Here is a 14,972-nt window from a genome sequence, read left to right as displayed (position 1 = left end):
TTAAAACAGCGCCTTAAGTCGTTCCAGCACTTGCATGGCGCTGTAGTAATCCAGACGGAACGTCTCGGTTCCTAGTGCGTAAACCCGCTTGTTCTGTACTGCGGGTAGGTGCGCGAGTAGCGGATTGGCGTAAATAGCATCGGTATCTTTCTGATCACCAGCGAACAAGAATAGTGATTCGCCATTTAACCCTGCCGCCAGATTTTCCCCGCCAAGCTGAACGATGTCATGGCGTTTGCCCTGGCTTTCGCTGGCGTTAAGGCCTGTCGGTAGCTTTGCCAGCGTAAAACCAAGTTGTTCGAGCATCTGCCCTTGTGCTGATTCAGGCGTCCAGAGGTTGGCACTGTGCGCAGCAGCAGTATAGACAATGGCGCTTACCGGTTGTGGTGGCAGTTTGATTTGCTGTTTCACGGCTGCCAGTTGCTTATCAAACTGCGCAATCCGCTCTGCTGTTTGTTTTTCATGCCCGGTAATTTCCCCAAGCTGCGTTAACAGCGACTGCCAGCTTTTATCGTCGTAATTGATGATTAACGTCGGGGCGATGGTGGAGAGCTGATCATACAGCGCCAGCGCCGAATCGCCGCCGGTGGCGCTAATTAAAATCAGATCCGGCATTTGCGCGGCAACGGCTTCGGCACTCGGTTCGCCGATATAGAGCCGCTGCAGTTTGCGTTCTTTCGCCACCTTGCTCCACTGGCGTAAAAAGCCCTGGTCATCCGCGACGCGGTTATTCGGCGTGGTTGCGCCACTGGCGATCACCGGAGCATCAATCGCCAGCAATGAGCCGGTCAGGGTAACGCTAGTGGAAACAATACGCTGAGGTTGGCTTTCCAGGGTATGAGTGCCACGGCTGTCAGTAATCTGACGCGGCCAGTCGGCGGCCTGAACGGCGGCTATTCCTGAAAGTAAAAGTCCTGTTAATAGAAGGGCGTTGCGGTAGAGCGTGGCGAGTCTCACAAATCAGCTTCCTGTATTAATTGAGTTAATGCTTCTCATTTTCATTGCAACAACAAGCAGATGCAACACCGAATTGCAGATTGAGTGACCTCAAGAGTTGACATAGCGCACGTTTGCTTTTAGGTTAGCGCCCGAAAATATAAATGATAATCATTATTAAAGCCCTTATCATTTTATGGAGGATGATATGGATACGTCACTGGCTGAGGAAGTACAGCAGACCATGGCAGCACTTGCGCCCAATCGCTTTTTCTTTATGTCGCCGTACCGCAGTTTTACGACGTCAGGATGTTTCGCCCGCTTCGATGAACCCGCTGTGAACGGGGATTCGCCAGACAGTCCCTTCCAGCAAAAACTCGCCGCGCTGTTTGCCGATGCCAAAGCGCAGGGCATTAAAAATCCGGTGATGGTTGGGGCGATTCCCTTCGATCCACGTCAGCCTTCGTCTCTGTATATTCCCGAATCCTGGCAGTCGTTCTCCCGCCAGGAAAAACAAGCTTCCGCACGCCGTTTCACCCGCAGCCAGTCGCTGAATGTGGTGGAACGCCAGGCAATTCCGGAACAAGCCACATTTGAACAGATGGTTGCTCGCGCCGCCGCACTTACCGCCACGCCGCAGGTTGACAAAGTGGTGCTGTCACGGTTGATTGATATCACCACTGACGCCGCCATTGATAGTGGCGTATTGCTGGAGCGGTTGATTGCGCAAAACCCGGTTAGTTACAACTTCCATGTCCCGTTGGCAGATGGTAGCGTCCTGCTGGGAGCCAGCCCGGAACTGCTGCTGCGTAAAGACGGTGAGCGTTTTAGCTCCATTCCATTAGCCGGTTCCGCGCGTCGTCAGCCGGATGAAGTGCTCGATCGCGAAGCGGGTAATCGTCTGCTGGCGTCAGAAAAAGATCGCCACGAACATGAACTGGTGACTCAGGCGATGAAAGAGGTACTGCGCGAACGCAGTAGTGAGTTACACGTTCCCTCCTCCCCACAATTGATCACCACGCCGACGCTGTGGCATCTCGCAACCCCCTTTGAAGGCAAAGCGAATTCACAAGAAAACGCACTGACTCTGGCCTGTCTGCTGCATCCGACCCCCGCGCTGAGTGGTTTCCCGCATCAGGCCGCGACCCAGGTTATTGCTGAACTGGAGCCGTTCGACCGCGAACTGTTTGGCGGCATTGTTGGTTGGTGTGACAGCGAAGGTAACGGCGAGTGGGTGGTGACCATCCGCTGCGCGAAGCTGCGGGAAAATCAGGTGCGTCTGTTTGCCGGAGCGGGGATTGTGCCTGCGTCGTCACCGTTGGGTGAGTGGCGAGAAACGGGCGTCAAACTTTCTACCATGTTGAACGTTTTTGGATTGCATTAAGGAGTGAGGATGAGCATTCCATTCACCCGCTGGCCGGAAGAGTTTGCCCGTCGCTATCGGGAAAAAGGCTACTGGCAGGATTTGCCGCTGACCGACATTCTGACACGACATGCTGTGAGTGACAGCATCGCGGTTATCGACGGCGAGCGGCAGTTGAGTTATCGGGAGCTGAATCAGGCGGCAGATAACCTCGCGTGTAGTTTGCGCCGTCAGGGCATTAAACCTGGTGAAACCGCGCTGGTACAACTGGGTAACGTCGCTGAACTTTACATTACCTTTTTCGCGCTGCTGAAGCTGGGCGTTGCGCCGGTGCTGGCGCTGTTCAGCCATCAGCGTAGTGAACTGAACGCCTATGCCAGCCAGATTGAACCGGCGTTACTGATTGCCGATCGCCAACATGCGCTGTTTAGCGGGGATGATTTTCTCAATACATTTGTTGCAGAGCATTCCTCCATTCGCGTGGTGCAGTTGCTGAACGACAGCGGTGAGCATAATTTGCAGGATGCGATTAACCATCCGGCAGAGGATTTTACTGCCACGCCGTCACCTGCAGATGAAGTGGCCTATTTCCAGCTTTCCGGCGGCACCACCGGCACACCGAAATTGATCCCGCGCACTCATAACGACTATTACTACAGCGTGCGCCGTAGCGTCGAGATTTGTCAGTTCACACAACAGACGCGCTACCTGTGCGCGATCCCGGCGGCTCATAACTACGCCATGAGTTCGCCAGGTTCGCTGGGCGTCTTTCTCGCTGGCGGCACTGTCGTTCTGGCGACCGATCCCAGCGCCACGCTTTGCTTCCCATTGATTGAAAAACATCAGGTTAATGTTACCGCGCTGGTGCCGCCGGCAGTCAGCCTGTGGTTACAGGCGCTGACCGAAGGCGAAAGCCGGACGCAGCTTGCCTCGCTGAAACTGTTACAGGTCGGTGGCGCTCGTCTTTCTGCCACGCTTGCGGCGCGTATTCCCTCAGAGATTGGCTGCCAGTTGCAGCAGGTGTTTGGCATGGCAGAAGGACTGGTGAACTACACCCGTCTTGATGATAGCGCGGAGAAAATTATCCATACCCAGGGTTACCCAATGTGCCCGGATGACGAAGTATGGGTTGCCGATGCCGAAGGAAATCCACTGCCGCAAGGGGAAGTCGGACGCCTGATGACGCGTGGGCCGTACACCTTCCGGGGTTATTACAAAAGTCCGCAGCACAATGCCAGTGCCTTTGATGCCAACGGTTTTTACTGTTCCGGCGATCTGATCTCTATTGATCCAGATGGTTACATCACCGTGCAGGGGCGCGAGAAAGATCAGATCAACCGTGGCGGCGAGAAGATCGCTGCCGAAGAGATCGAAAACCTGTTACTGCGTCATCCGGCAGTGATCTACGCCGCGCTGGTGAGCATGGAAGATGAACTGATGGGCGAAAAAAGCTGCGCTTATCTGGTGGTAAAAGAGCCGCTGCGCGCGGTGCAGGTGCGTCGTTTCCTGCGTGAACAGGGTATTGCCGAATTTAAATTACCGGATCGCGTGGAGTGTGTGGATTCACTTCCGCTGACGGCGGTCGGGAAAGTCGATAAAAAACAATTACGTCAGTGGCTGGCGTCACGCGCATCAGCCTGAAGGAGAACACGATGGCTATTCCAAAATTACAGGCTTACGCACTGCCGGAGTCTCACGATATTCCCCAGAATAAAGTTGACTGGGCCTTTGAACCGCAACGTGCCGCGTTGTTAATCCATGATATGCAGGACTATTTTGTCAGCTTCTGGGGCGAGAACTGCCCGATGATGGAGCAGGTGATCGCGAATATTGCCGCGCTGCGCGACTACTGTAAACAGAACAATATCCCGGTTTATTACACCGCCCAGCCGAAAGAGCAGAGCGATGAAGATCGGGCACTGTTAAATGATATGTGGGGGCCGGGCCTGACCCGTTCGCCGGAACAGCAAAAGGTGGTGGATCGCCTGACGCCAGATGCCGACGACACGGTGCTGGTGAAGTGGCGCTACAGCGCGTTTCATCGTTCCCCGCTGGAGCAAATGCTTAAAGAGAGTGGACGTAACCAGCTGATTATTACCGGGGTATATGCCCACATTGGCTGTATGACCACCGCAACCGACGCATTTATGCGGGATATTAAACCGTTTATGGTGGCAGATGCGCTGGCAGATTTCAGCCGTGACGAGCATTTGATGTCGCTGAAATATGTGGCCGGGCGTTCTGGTCGGGTGGTGATGACCGAAGAATTATTGCCTGCACCGATCCCTTCAACTAAAGCGGCGCTGCGTGAGGTGATCCTGCCGTTGCTGGATGAGTCTGATGAGCCGTTCGATGACGACAACCTGATCGACTACGGTCTGGATTCAGTGCGCATGATGGCGCTGGCGGCGCGCTGGCGCAAAGTGCATGGCGATATCGATTTTGTCATGCTGGCGAAAAACCCGACCATCGACGCCTGGTGGAAGCTACTCTCCCGCGAGGTGAAATAATGGATTTCAGCGGTAAAAATGTCTGGGTAACCGGCGCGGGGAAAGGCATCGGATACGCCACGGCGCTGGCATTTGTTGAGGCGGGAGCAAAAGTCACAGGTTTTGATCAAGTGTTCGCTCAGGAGCAATATCCCTTTGCGACCGAAGTGATGGATGTTGCCGACGCCGGGCAGGTGGCGCAGGTATGCAAGCGACTGTTAGCTGAAACGGAGCGACTGGACGTGCTGGTCAATGCGGCGGGAATTTTACGCATGGGCGCGACCGATCAGCTCAGCAAAGAGGACTGGCAGCGGACTTTTGCGGTCAACGTCGGCGGTGCGTTTAACCTGTTTCAGCAAACCATGAACCAGTTTCGCCGTCAGCGGGGCGGGGCGATAGTGACTGTGGCGTCCGACGCCGCACACACGCCGCGTATTGGTATGAGTGCTTATGGTGCGTCTAAAGCGGCGCTGAAAAGCCTGGCGTTGAGCGTCGGGCTGGAACTGGCGGGTAGCGGTGTGCGCTGTAATGTGGTTTCACCAGGCTCCACCGACACCGATATGCAACGCACGCTGTGGGTGAGCGATGACGCTGAAGAACAGCGTATTCGCGGCTTTGGCGAGCAGTTTAAACTCGGCATTCCGCTGGGGAAAATCGCCCGTCCACAAGAGATCGCCAACACAATTTTGTTCCTTGCCTCTGACCTCGCCAGCCATATCACCCTACAGGATATTGTGGTAGATGGCGGCTCAACGCTGGGGGCATAAGCATGATCTGGAAGCGCCATTTAACGCTCGACGAGCTGAACGCCACCAGCGATAACACAATGGTGGCACATCTGGGAATTGTTTATACCCGTCTGGGCGATGATGTGCTGGAAGCCGAAATGCCGGTTGATACCCGTACTCATCAGCCGTTTGGCCTGCTGCATGGCGGCGCGTCGGCGGCGCTGGCAGAAACACTGGGATCGATGGCCGGATTTATGATGACTCGCGATGGGCAATGTGTGGTAGGCACGGAACTTAACGCCACACATCATCGCCCGGTGTCAGAGGGAAAGGTGCGCGGTGTCTGCCAGCCGCTACATCTTGGGCGGCAAAATCAGAGCTGGGAAATCGTTGTTTTCGATGAGCAGGGGCGGCGTTGCTGCACCTGTCGGCTGGGCACGGCGGTTTTGGGATGAACCCGACAGAATTAAATGAGATTGCAGGAAAATTCGGTTAACGGAGTGATCGAGTTAACATTGTTAAGTTAAATATTGGTTTCAAATCGTATTTACATAGTTGCCGTGTTGTTAAATTACCCAAAGGTGTTATAGAAACAAAATGTAACATCTCTATGGACACTCACACGGATAACAACTATGAACAAATCAGGGAAATACCTCGTCTGGACAGTGCTCTCTGTAATGGGAGCATTTGCTCTGGGATACATTGCTTTACATCGTGGGGAACAGATCAACGCGCTGTGGATTGTGGTGGCGTCGGTCTGTATCTATCTGATCGCCTACCGTTTTTATGGGCTTTATATCGCCAAAAATGTACTGGCGGTTGACCCGACGCGTATGACGCCAGCGGTGCGTCATAACGACGGTCTGGATTATGTACCGACGGACAAAAAAGTGCTGTTCGGTCACCATTTTGCGGCAATTGCCGGAGCTGGCCCGCTGGTGGGGCCGGTACTGGCGGCGCAAATGGGTTACCTGCCAGGGATGATCTGGCTGCTTGCCGGGGTGGTTCTCGCCGGTGCGGTGCAGGATTTCATGGTGCTGTTTGTTTCCACGCGCCGCGATGGTCGCTCGCTGGGTGAGCTGGTCAAAGAAGAGATGGGGCCAACCGCTGGGGTGATAGCGCTGGTGGCCTGCTTTATGATCATGGTCATTATTCTTGCGGTGTTGGCGATGATCGTGGTGAAAGCGCTGACCCATAGCCCGTGGGGGACGTACACCGTTGCGTTCACCATTCCGCTGGCAATCTTCATGGGTATCTACCTGCGTTATCTGCGTCCGGGTCGTATTGGCGAAGTGTCGGTGATTGGCCTGGTGTTCCTGATTTTCGCTATTATCTCTGGCGGCTGGGTGGCAGAAAGTCCGACCTGGGCACCGTACTTTGACTTTACCGGCGTACAGCTGACCTGGATGCTGGTGGGCTACGGTTTTGTGGCGGCGGTGCTGCCGGTGTGGTTGCTGCTGGCCCCGCGTGACTACCTCTCTACCTTTCTGAAAATAGGGACTATCGTCGGTCTGGCTGTCGGTATTTTGATTATGCGCCCGACGCTGACCATGCCTGCGTTGACCAAATTTGTCGATGGCACTGGCCCGGTATGGACCGGTAACCTGTTCCCGTTCCTGTTTATCACCATCGCCTGTGGCGCGGTGTCTGGCTTCCATGCGCTGATCTCTTCCGGCACCACACCGAAGATGCTGGCGAACGAAGGTCAGGCGTGCTTTATCGGCTACGGCGGGATGTTGATGGAATCCTTCGTGGCGATTATGGCGCTGGTTTCTGCCTGTATTATCGATCCGGGCGTGTACTTCGCCATGAACAGCCCGATGGCGGTGCTGGCTCCAGCGGGGACGGTGGATGTAGTGGCATCTGCTGCGCAGGTAGTGAGTAGCTGGGGCTTTAGCATTACGCCAGATACGCTAAACCAGATTGCCAGCGAAGTGGGTGAACAATCGATCATTTCCCGTGCGGGAGGTGCGCCGACGCTGGCTGTGGGGATGGCCTACATTCTGCACGGTGCGCTGGGCGGCATGATGGATGTGGCTTTCTGGTATCACTTCGCCATTTTGTTTGAAGCACTGTTTATTCTGACGGCGGTGGATGCCGGTACGCGTGCTGCGCGCTTTATGTTGCAGGATCTGCTGGGCGTGGTGTCTCCGGGCCTGAAACGGACCGATTCACTGCCAGCTAACCTGCTGGCAACGGCGCTATGCGTACTGGCGTGGGGCTACTTCCTGCATCAGGGGGTAGTCGATCCGCTGGGTGGTATTAACACCTTGTGGCCGCTGTTTGGTATTGCCAACCAGATGCTGGCAGGGATGGCTTTGATGCTTTGCGCCGTGGTGTTGTTCAAGATGAAACGTCAACGCTATGCCTGGGTGGCGCTGGTGCCAACGGCCTGGCTGCTGATTTGTACCCTGACCGCAGGTTGGCAGAAAGCGTTTAGCCCGGATGCGAAAGTCGGTTTCCTGGCGATTGCCAATAAGTTCCAGACGATGATCGACAGCGGCAACATTCCGTCGCAGTATACTGAGTCTCAACTGGCGCAACTGGTGTTTAACAACCGTCTCGATGCTGGCCTGACTATCTTCTTTATGGTGGTTGTGGTGGTGTTGGCGCTGTTCTCGATTAAGACGGCACTGGCGGCATTGAAAGATCCGAAACCAACGGCGAAAGAAACGCCGTATGAGCCGATGCCGGAAAATGTCGAGGAGATTGTGGCGCAGGCAAAAGGCGCGCACTAAAGTCAGAGTGAGGGGGAATGTTCCGAGCGTTTCCCCTTACTCTCAGCAATTCCAGGCCGGATAAGGCGTTCACGCTGCATCCGGCAATATCTCAGCAACCTGATTACCGGAGGTATTGATGTTTGATTCACTGGCAAAAGCCGGAAAATATTTAGGTCAGGCGGCGAAACTGATGATTGGTATGCCTGATTACGACAACTATGTCGAACATATGCGGGTTAACCATCCTGATCAAACGCCGATGACCTATGAGGAGTTTTTCCGTGAGCGGCAGGACGCGCGCTACGGTGGTAAAGGCGGTGCGCGCTGCTGCTAAATTGTACGTCAGGCTTTAAACGACTCCACTTTTTCGAATGCTGCACGTAACGTATCTGGTGTCAATGTTATCGGCATGTAATGAATGGATTCCACCGGACGCAAGGTGTGGGCAATCACTTTGTCAATCTCCACCTGATTATTGATTTCCACTTCCAGCTCTGCCAGCGTAGTCGGCAGATGAAAACGCTGATACGCTTCAGTTAATTGCGCCAGCACATCATCCTGCCCCAGCAAGGCGCTTTGTACCAGAATTCCGTAGGCGACTTTGGTGCCGTGGAGGAACTTCTCGGTTTGCGGCAGCACGGTCAGGCCGTTATGCACGGCATGGGCCGCTGCAACGCGTGTAAAACGATCGCCCAGACCACCGACCATTCCACCTCCGGCGATAATGGCATCCACCACATCGCAAAATGACTGCGTTAACTGCTGATTTTGCTGATCGTTCAGCGCTTGTTCGCTGGTGTTTAACAAGACGTCGCGAATGGCCTGCGCATTATTGATCCCCAGCCGCACGGTTAGCGGCAACGTTTCTGGTTGCGGAGCCAACACCACCGCTTCATACCATTTCGCCAGCGTGTCACCGATCCCCGCCAGCAGATATTCTTGCGGCGCATTGAGGATAATCTCCGGTTCCACCAGCACCATAAAATTGGCGTCATTGAAAATCTCATAATGCAGCGCTTGTCCGGCATCGTTATACCAGACAGAGAGCGGTGTCCAGGCAGCGCAGGTAGCGGCGATCGTTGGAACGGCAACAAACGGCAGACCGAGACGGCGGGCGAGGGCTTTCGCGGTGTCGAGCAGTGCGCCGCCACCGACGCCAATCACCACGCTGCGATCGTCACCGGACTCAGCCGCCAGTTGTTGTACATCGCTTTCGCTGCAATGACCGCGAAACAAAATATGCTTTGCCCCTGGCAGTTCAAACGCAGGCGGCAGTTTGGTTTGTGCCGCAGCAATGGCGCGTTCGCCGTAGATCCACACTGCGCGAGAAAGCTGTTCATCAGTGAAAAAATCATACAGGTGATTGAGACTGCCGGGATGAGAAAAGTAGTTAGCAGGGCCAACGACGACGCGGATAGGATTGTGAGGCATGTTGTGTTGTCCTTATTGTTTTATTTAGACGGCTAAACGTCTTGATTGCCAAATACTAGCATCGTGTTATAGTGCCTTCAACACGCAACTTCATCAGGTACGATAAAAATGACAAATAACCCTCTGATTCCACAAAGCAAACTTCCACAACTTGGCACCACTATTTTTACCCAGATGAGCGCTTTAGCGCAGCAGCACCAGGCAATTAACCTGTCGCAAGGCTTTCCTGATTTTGATGGTCCGCGCTATTTACAGGAGCGGCTTGCGTACCACGTTAATCAGGGAGCAAATCAATACGCGCCAATGACCGGTGTGAGGGCATTACGCGAGGCTATTGCTCAGAAAACGGAACGGCTGTATGGCTATCAACCAGATGCTGACAACGATATCACCGTAACGGCTGGGGCGACGGAAGCGCTATATGCAGCGATAACCGCATTGGTGCGCAATGGCGATGAAGTGATTTGTTTTGATCCCAGCTATGACAGTTACGCTCCCGCCGTCGCGCTTTCGGGGGGAATAGTGAAACGTATTGCACTGCAACCACCGCATTTTCGTGTGGATTGGCAGGAATTTGCCGCGCTGCTGAGTGAACGCACCCGTCTGGTGATCCTCAACACGCCGCATAATCCCAGCGCAACTGTCTGGCAGCAGGCTGATTTCGCAGCTTTGTGGCAGGCAATTGCCGACCGCGAGATTTTTGTTATTAGTGATGAAGTCTACGAGCACATCAACTTTTCACAACAAGGCCATGCCAGCGTGTTGGCGCATCCGCAACTGCGTGAGCGAGCGGTTGCGGTGTCATCGTTTGGTAAGACATATCATATGACTGGCTGGAAAGTGGGTTACTGCGTTGCGCCTGCGCCCATCAGCGCCGAGATCCGCAAGGTGCATCAATATCTGACTTTTTCGGTGAATACCCCAGCACAACTGGCCCTTGCCGATATGTTGCGAGCAGAACCTGAACACTATCTTGCATTACCGGACTTTTATCGCCAGAAGCGCGATATTCTGGTGAACGCCTTAAGTGAGAGTCGGCTGGAGATTTTACCGTGCGAAGGCACATACTTTTTGCTGGTGGATTACAGCGCGGTTTCTGCGCTGGATGATGTTGATTTTTGCCAGTGGCTGACGCGGGAGCATGGTGTGGCGGCGATCCCGCTGTCGGTGTTTTGCGCCGATTCCTTTCCCCATAAACTGATTCGTCTCTGTTTTGCCAAGAAGGAATCGACGTTGCTGGCAGCGGCTGAACGCCTGCGCCAGCTGTAGTTATTTGACAGTCCAGGCGCGGGAATATTGACGGTCGGCAAACAACTCTTGCAGGCCGTTAATTTGCTTCAGGCGCAGCACTTCGTCACTATCCATTCCCAGTTCTTTGCCGATTTTATTATCGTCCCAACCCAACTGGCTGAGTTCACGAACAATTTCGGACATGGCAGTGATCTGGTGGCGTCCTCGGGCGCGGTTATGACGAATAGTCGCGGCGATACGTTCGTTACGTGTTCCTTCCAGACAGGTGACCGGTAAATATCCTTTTAATCGCATTTTTAATGTGTTAGAGCCTTTACCAATTTCATGACGGTGAAAGCCATCAACGATTTCCAGGGCATTTTTTTCCGTATGCGTGACCACAATAGGTTGGGTAAAACCATCTATTTCAATGGATTTTTGCAGCAGTTTTTTTTCTGGTGGTGCCACGTTGTTTGGGTTGTAATCATTAGGCATTAGTTGGCTGTTTTTAACCCACAGAACGCAATCCACTGGCTCTTCACGAAAGGGGCTAACCTGATGGATCGCCATGCGGATTTCATTAATCGCTTTGATGCGATCGTCTTCCGGCAAGCTGGCGAGAAATTGGGTTAAATCCTGCGTTAATCGTTGTTGCATAGTATCCCCCATTCCTGACGTTTTCCTTTTATCCGTTCGTTATAACGCTGATAGTTCTTCGCTTTCGTAGGGCTAAATGATAATGCCCGGCACCAGTAATCGTTATTGAGTAAAACTTTGCATATTCGCCGCCAGGAGGGGATATCTTTCGCGCCAATGTCCCCTTGCTGGGTTTGTGGAACCTCGATGCCTTTTTTCTGATACCAGTGTAAATAAATGGCGATTTTATTGCGGTAATGTTCAGCTGTTTTCTCCGGCATGCTATCAAGCAGCAATAATGCATACTCTCGCCAGTTTAAATGCTCTGGTTTGAGGATTTTCCGATGACCATAAAAATGGTTGTCATGTCCGGCATAAATGCCGCCACTTTTTACCCCGCTGACTCGGGCGCACATAGCAGCCCAGCGATCCGGTTCGATAACGTGATAGAGCCATAATCCCTGCCGTTGCTCCGGGCCAAAAGGTTCGCAAATTCGCATATGACGCAGAGGAACGCCTGCCTGATACATTATGTTATACAGTGGGTTACAGAGGCTGTGATGGTTAGCATACCAGGTCCAGATATCAGCCACTTTCCAGTCGTAGATGGGGTAAATGTACCAGCTATGACCGCCTGGTGCGGCTGTGGTCCAGGGTTTATCATCGGCAAAACGTTGTTTATTTAAACTGGCGATGGCAACAAAACGGTTGTAGGACTCATCCGCACGGATGCCGATCATCATAGCCGCAGGACGTTTTTGTGAAAACCATTCGGCAAACTCACGCACAAATTGTTCGAAGGTCATGCCTGTCTGGTAAAAGGAGAAAAAGTCAGGATCGGTTATCGCATCTTGCGGGGGGGAGCGTACCCATTCGACATCAGGTTCCCAGCACTGCCATTCTGGTTGGTATTGTGATAGGGAATTTTGCGTCGTGAGCGGGAGTGCAACCCAGTAGAACTCTTCGATAACATCGGCGTACAATTCGCGCAGGGACTGAACATAGTTAATGGTGCAAGAGAATTGTGCCTCCCAGTCGATAAATAAAACACAAAATTTTTTGCCCATTTGTCGGGCAAGTTCGGCTGTCAGATGCAGCATTAAACCAGAGTCTTTGCCGCCAGAAAATGAGACACAAACGCGGGGGAGGGTGTTGAGTGTCCAGGTAATACGCTCTCGTGCTGCTTCCAGAATATTGAGCGGAAGAGGAATTTTATAAATAGACATCTGAAGACGCTCTTTGAACGTTACATGGTGATCAGTGAGATGAGGCCGTTAATTATACAGTAAACACTGTAAAGCAGAGTGTTTTATTTTTCATTTATACCGTAAATAAATAGGTAAAAGTTATAGTGCCTGTCTGAAGTTATATATCAAAAGTTCTCATTTAGACGGTCAATAAATCGTGAGAACACCAGGTTATTTAAAGAAGATTTATTATAGGAGATGTAAAGCTTTATTGAAGGTAACGGATTCTCAAGTTTTACCTCTTTTAAATTAAGAAAGCCACTGTGGGATTTATAAAGTTCATAGGGAACTATCCCCAGTAAATCAGTAACTGCAATGCTATTAATGATTGTCAGTAAAGAGGAACCACGAAATGAGATTTTACGACTCATAAACTTCTCGTCTATTTCCATTTGAATATCATCAATCCCTGCTGATTTAGATATTAATTGGGTGAATTCTTCTGCCATAATTTGTTCATAAGTGCTGTTATCAGTAATTCGCGGATGTTTATTACTACAAATTAGAGTACTGCGAATCGTATGCAATGGCATGCAAATAACGGAACGGCTGAGTACTGGCATTTGGGTGTTCACCAGATCGGCTTTGCGGTGAACCAACAGCTCTTCAGCATTCTCTGCTGACATGAGGATATCATGGCACTCAATCTCGACAGCGGCATCTTGCCGTAGGCAGCGGATCAGCATACTATTATTAGAGCAAGAAATGAGCTGAGGGCCGTAAATAATAAATTTTTTCTTTAGCTCAGACTTATTGACTATATTAATTGTTTGTTCGAGGCCTCTGAGATTTTTCTCGAGATGGTGATGCAGATTTAAACCTGTCGTCGTCGGCACGATCCCTTTTCCTGAGCGAATGAATAAAGGATCATTAAATTGCGCACGTAAGCGTTGTAACGACTGACTCACGGCTGATGGGGTGATATATAGTGATTCAGCAGCCCTGCTGATGCTTAAATTCTGATAAATACACTCAAATATGACAAGAAGATTTAAGTCGAACTTTTTCAAGTCGTAGAGATTGGCCATACAGTACTCCGGATATATTTTTCTTCCATGGCGCATTCACTTAATCAATGTTTTTTGTGTATGTATTTTCATTGATTATGTTTTTTTACTTAACTTTGGATTAAGTTTTTCTAAAATAGCATAGCTGTCAGGTTGGTTACGAGCAATTCATGCGTTTTAAGGATGGTTGAAAAGTAGAGATAAATTTCAACCATCAATAAATTATCTGTTATTTATTCCCCATAATGATATTAAGCGTTTTCTGATCGGGCAACCCCACGGCCTGTTGCAGTGTATTTTCCTTACTCATGTAATAGATAGCCGGTGTGACATTTGCTCCCAGATCGTCCATGAGTTTCTCGTTGTCGCTTAACACTTTCATTTGCTCTGTGCTTACGTTTGCAGGCACATTTAGCTTAAGCTTGCCGTCAGAGGCTTCATAGTGTTGCCAGGTTTTTGCGGGATCTTTTGAGGCCAGAATTGCCGCGGCTGTCGCCGGACTTTCTGGTTTGATAACTCCAACCAACAATGTTCTCAATTGCACTTTGCCAGAATTTACCCACGGGCGGGCCTGCTGCCAGAACTGTTTACAATATGGGCAGAACGGATCGGCGAAGACGTAGACAATGACCGGCGCGTCTTTTTTACCGTCGAGGAGCCAGTGCGATTGTTCCATCCGTTGCCACATTTCGCGTCCGGCTGGCGCATAAATTTCTTTTTCGATAAGCGTGTTACTCAGATTTTCACCTTTCTCGTTGTACATGTAACCAGAGATAGCGTGCTTACCATCTGGAGTCAGGTAGATGGTGACGCCCATATCCTGATACTTTCCGAGATAACCTTTCATTCCTCCGGGGGCATCGAACGTTTTGATAATCGTAATACCCTGTTTTTCAATCGCTTTTACTGGAGTAGGAAGTTCCTCTGCGAAGGCGAAGGCAGGAAGCAGAGCCAGTAAAAGTATCTTTTTTAACATTAATTTGTCCTTTTCAGTCAGTGCAAAAATGGAGCCAAAGGCATAACCTATCACTGTCATAGGTAAGAGCTTAGCAAATGCCCCGTAAACCCTCGCCCAATCGGGCGGAGATATAAGGGGAGCTAATCAGGTGTTTTCTGCGATTCCACATACGCTTTCAGTGTTTCGATTGTTGCGCCGCCAGCGCTACAGGCGAAATAGGAGCG

General features: G+C 51.6%; 14 protein-coding genes and 1 pseudogene. 8 read left to right on the top strand and 7 right to left on the bottom strand.

What is annotated here, in order from left to right; all coding sequences use genetic code 11:
• The gene (gene fepB / locus A7090_RS12450; RefSeq protein ID WP_105274256.1) at positions 1-957 is read right to left on the bottom strand and encodes a Fe2+-enterobactin ABC transporter substrate-binding protein; all 957 of its coding nucleotides are present in this window, start codon (positions 955-957) and stop codon (positions 1-3) included.
• Between the two features lie 187 nt (positions 958-1,144).
• Here fepB and entC point away from each other — a divergent pair, with 187 nt between their 5' ends.
• From entC to A7090_RS12415, 7 genes are all read left to right on the top strand, one after another.
• Complete coding sequence (gene entC, locus A7090_RS12445; RefSeq protein ID WP_105274255.1) at positions 1,145-2,320, top strand: isochorismate synthase EntC; 1,176 nt, start codon at positions 1,145-1,147, stop codon at positions 2,318-2,320.
• 9 nt (positions 2,321-2,329) lie between these two features.
• A complete protein-coding gene (gene entE / locus A7090_RS12440; protein ID WP_105274254.1) occupies positions 2,330-3,940 on the top strand; it encodes a (2,3-dihydroxybenzoyl)adenylate synthase EntE in 1,611 nt (536 codons plus the stop codon).
• Between the two features lie 11 nt (positions 3,941-3,951).
• Complete coding sequence (entB, locus tag A7090_RS12435; protein WP_105274253.1) at positions 3,952-4,809, top strand: enterobactin biosynthesis bifunctional isochorismatase/aryl carrier protein EntB; 858 nt, start codon at positions 3,952-3,954, stop codon at positions 4,807-4,809.
• On the top strand, positions 4,809-5,555 hold the full coding sequence (gene entA, locus A7090_RS12430) for a 2,3-dihydro-2,3-dihydroxybenzoate dehydrogenase EntA (protein WP_105274252.1): 747 nt from the start codon (positions 4,809-4,811) through the stop codon (positions 5,553-5,555). The genes entB and entA overlap by 1 nt, the downstream gene beginning before the upstream one ends.
• Before the next feature lie 2 nt (positions 5,556-5,557).
• A complete protein-coding gene (gene entH, locus A7090_RS12425) occupies positions 5,558-5,971 on the top strand; it encodes a proofreading thioesterase EntH (RefSeq protein ID WP_000637953.1) in 414 nt (137 codons plus the stop codon).
• A gap of 180 nt (positions 5,972-6,151) precedes the next feature.
• Positions 6,152-8,257 (top strand): pyruvate/proton symporter CstA, encoded by a 2,106-nt coding sequence (gene cstA, locus A7090_RS12420; protein WP_105274251.1) that lies wholly within the window; start codon positions 6,152-6,154, stop codon positions 8,255-8,257.
• 118 nt (positions 8,258-8,375) lie between these two features.
• Positions 8,376-8,573: a YbdD/YjiX family protein gene (locus A7090_RS12415; RefSeq protein ID WP_000460431.1), complete on the top strand. Its 198-nt coding sequence runs from the start codon at positions 8,376-8,378 to the stop codon at positions 8,571-8,573.
• Between the two features lie 8 nt (positions 8,574-8,581).
• Here A7090_RS12415 and hcxA read toward each other — a convergent pair whose 3' ends face one another.
• Positions 8,582-9,670: a hydroxycarboxylate dehydrogenase HcxA gene (hcxA, locus tag A7090_RS12410; RefSeq protein ID WP_105274250.1), complete on the bottom strand. Its 1,089-nt coding sequence runs from the start codon at positions 9,668-9,670 to the stop codon at positions 8,582-8,584.
• Positions 9,671-9,778: 108 nt separating this feature from the next.
• Here hcxA and ybdL point away from each other — a divergent pair, with 108 nt between their 5' ends.
• Entirely contained in the window at positions 9,779-10,939 is a 1,161-nt protein-coding gene (gene ybdL, locus A7090_RS12405) for a methionine-oxo-acid transaminase (protein ID WP_105274249.1), read from the top strand.
• On the opposite strand, the gene A7090_RS12400 is transcribed toward ybdL, so the two are convergent.
• The 5 genes and pseudogenes from A7090_RS12400 to A7090_RS12380 form a co-directional block, all read right to left on the bottom strand.
• A complete protein-coding gene (locus tag A7090_RS12400) occupies positions 10,940-11,569 on the bottom strand; it encodes a ParB N-terminal domain-containing protein (protein WP_105274248.1) in 630 nt (209 codons plus the stop codon). It lies immediately after the preceding gene.
• Positions 11,542-12,762, bottom strand: a complete 1,221-nt coding sequence (locus tag A7090_RS12395; protein WP_105274247.1) for a phosphoadenosine phosphosulfate reductase — start codon at positions 12,760-12,762, stop codon at positions 11,542-11,544. Before A7090_RS12395 ends, A7090_RS12400 begins: the two co-directional genes overlap by 28 nt.
• A gap of 146 nt (positions 12,763-12,908) precedes the next feature.
• Entirely contained in the window at positions 12,909-13,811 is a 903-nt protein-coding gene (citR, locus tag A7090_RS12390; RefSeq protein WP_105274246.1) for a DNA-binding transcriptional repressor CitR, read from the bottom strand.
• 208 nt (positions 13,812-14,019) lie between these two features.
• Positions 14,020-14,766 (bottom strand): thiol:disulfide interchange protein DsbG, encoded by a 747-nt coding sequence (gene dsbG, locus A7090_RS12385; protein WP_105274269.1) that lies wholly within the window; start codon positions 14,764-14,766, stop codon positions 14,020-14,022.
• Between the two features lie 122 nt (positions 14,767-14,888).
• Positions 14,889-14,972: pseudogene (locus A7090_RS12380) on the bottom strand (IS200/IS605 family transposase); the annotation flags it as partial.

The sequence above is a fragment of the Escherichia sp. MOD1-EC7003 genome (assembly GCF_002965065.1).
Taxonomy (GTDB): Bacteria; Pseudomonadota; Gammaproteobacteria; order Enterobacterales; family Enterobacteriaceae; genus Escherichia.
This window is presented reverse-complemented; position numbering and strand designations above follow the sequence as displayed.

Coding starts and splice junctions, on each gene's coding strand:
- entC (WP_105274255.1), top strand. CDS start 1,145: ATGGATACGTCACTGGCTGAGGAAGTACAGCAGACCATGGCAGCACTT.
- entE (WP_105274254.1), top strand. CDS start 2,330: ATGAGCATTCCATTCACCCGCTGGCCGGAAGAGTTTGCCCGTCGCTAT.
- entB (WP_105274253.1), top strand. CDS start 3,952: ATGGCTATTCCAAAATTACAGGCTTACGCACTGCCGGAGTCTCACGAT.
- entA (WP_105274252.1), top strand. CDS start 4,809: ATGGATTTCAGCGGTAAAAATGTCTGGGTAACCGGCGCGGGGAAAGGC.
- entH (WP_000637953.1), top strand. CDS start 5,558: ATGATCTGGAAGCGCCATTTAACGCTCGACGAGCTGAACGCCACCAGC.
- cstA (WP_105274251.1), top strand. CDS start 6,152: ATGAACAAATCAGGGAAATACCTCGTCTGGACAGTGCTCTCTGTAATG.
- A7090_RS12415 (WP_000460431.1), top strand. CDS start 8,376: ATGTTTGATTCACTGGCAAAAGCCGGAAAATATTTAGGTCAGGCGGCG.
- hcxA (WP_105274250.1), bottom strand. CDS start 9,670: ATGCCTCACAATCCTATCCGCGTCGTCGTTGGCCCTGCTAACTACTTT.
- ybdL (WP_105274249.1), top strand. CDS start 9,779: ATGACAAATAACCCTCTGATTCCACAAAGCAAACTTCCACAACTTGGC.
- A7090_RS12400 (WP_105274248.1), bottom strand. CDS start 11,569: ATGGGGGATACTATGCAACAACGATTAACGCAGGATTTAACCCAATTT.
- A7090_RS12395 (WP_105274247.1), bottom strand. CDS start 12,762: ATGTCTATTTATAAAATTCCTCTTCCGCTCAATATTCTGGAAGCAGCA.
- citR (WP_105274246.1), bottom strand. CDS start 13,811: ATGGCCAATCTCTACGACTTGAAAAAGTTCGACTTAAATCTTCTTGTC.
- dsbG (WP_105274269.1), bottom strand. CDS start 14,766: ATGTTAAAAAAGATACTTTTACTGGCTCTGCTTCCTGCCTTCGCCTTC.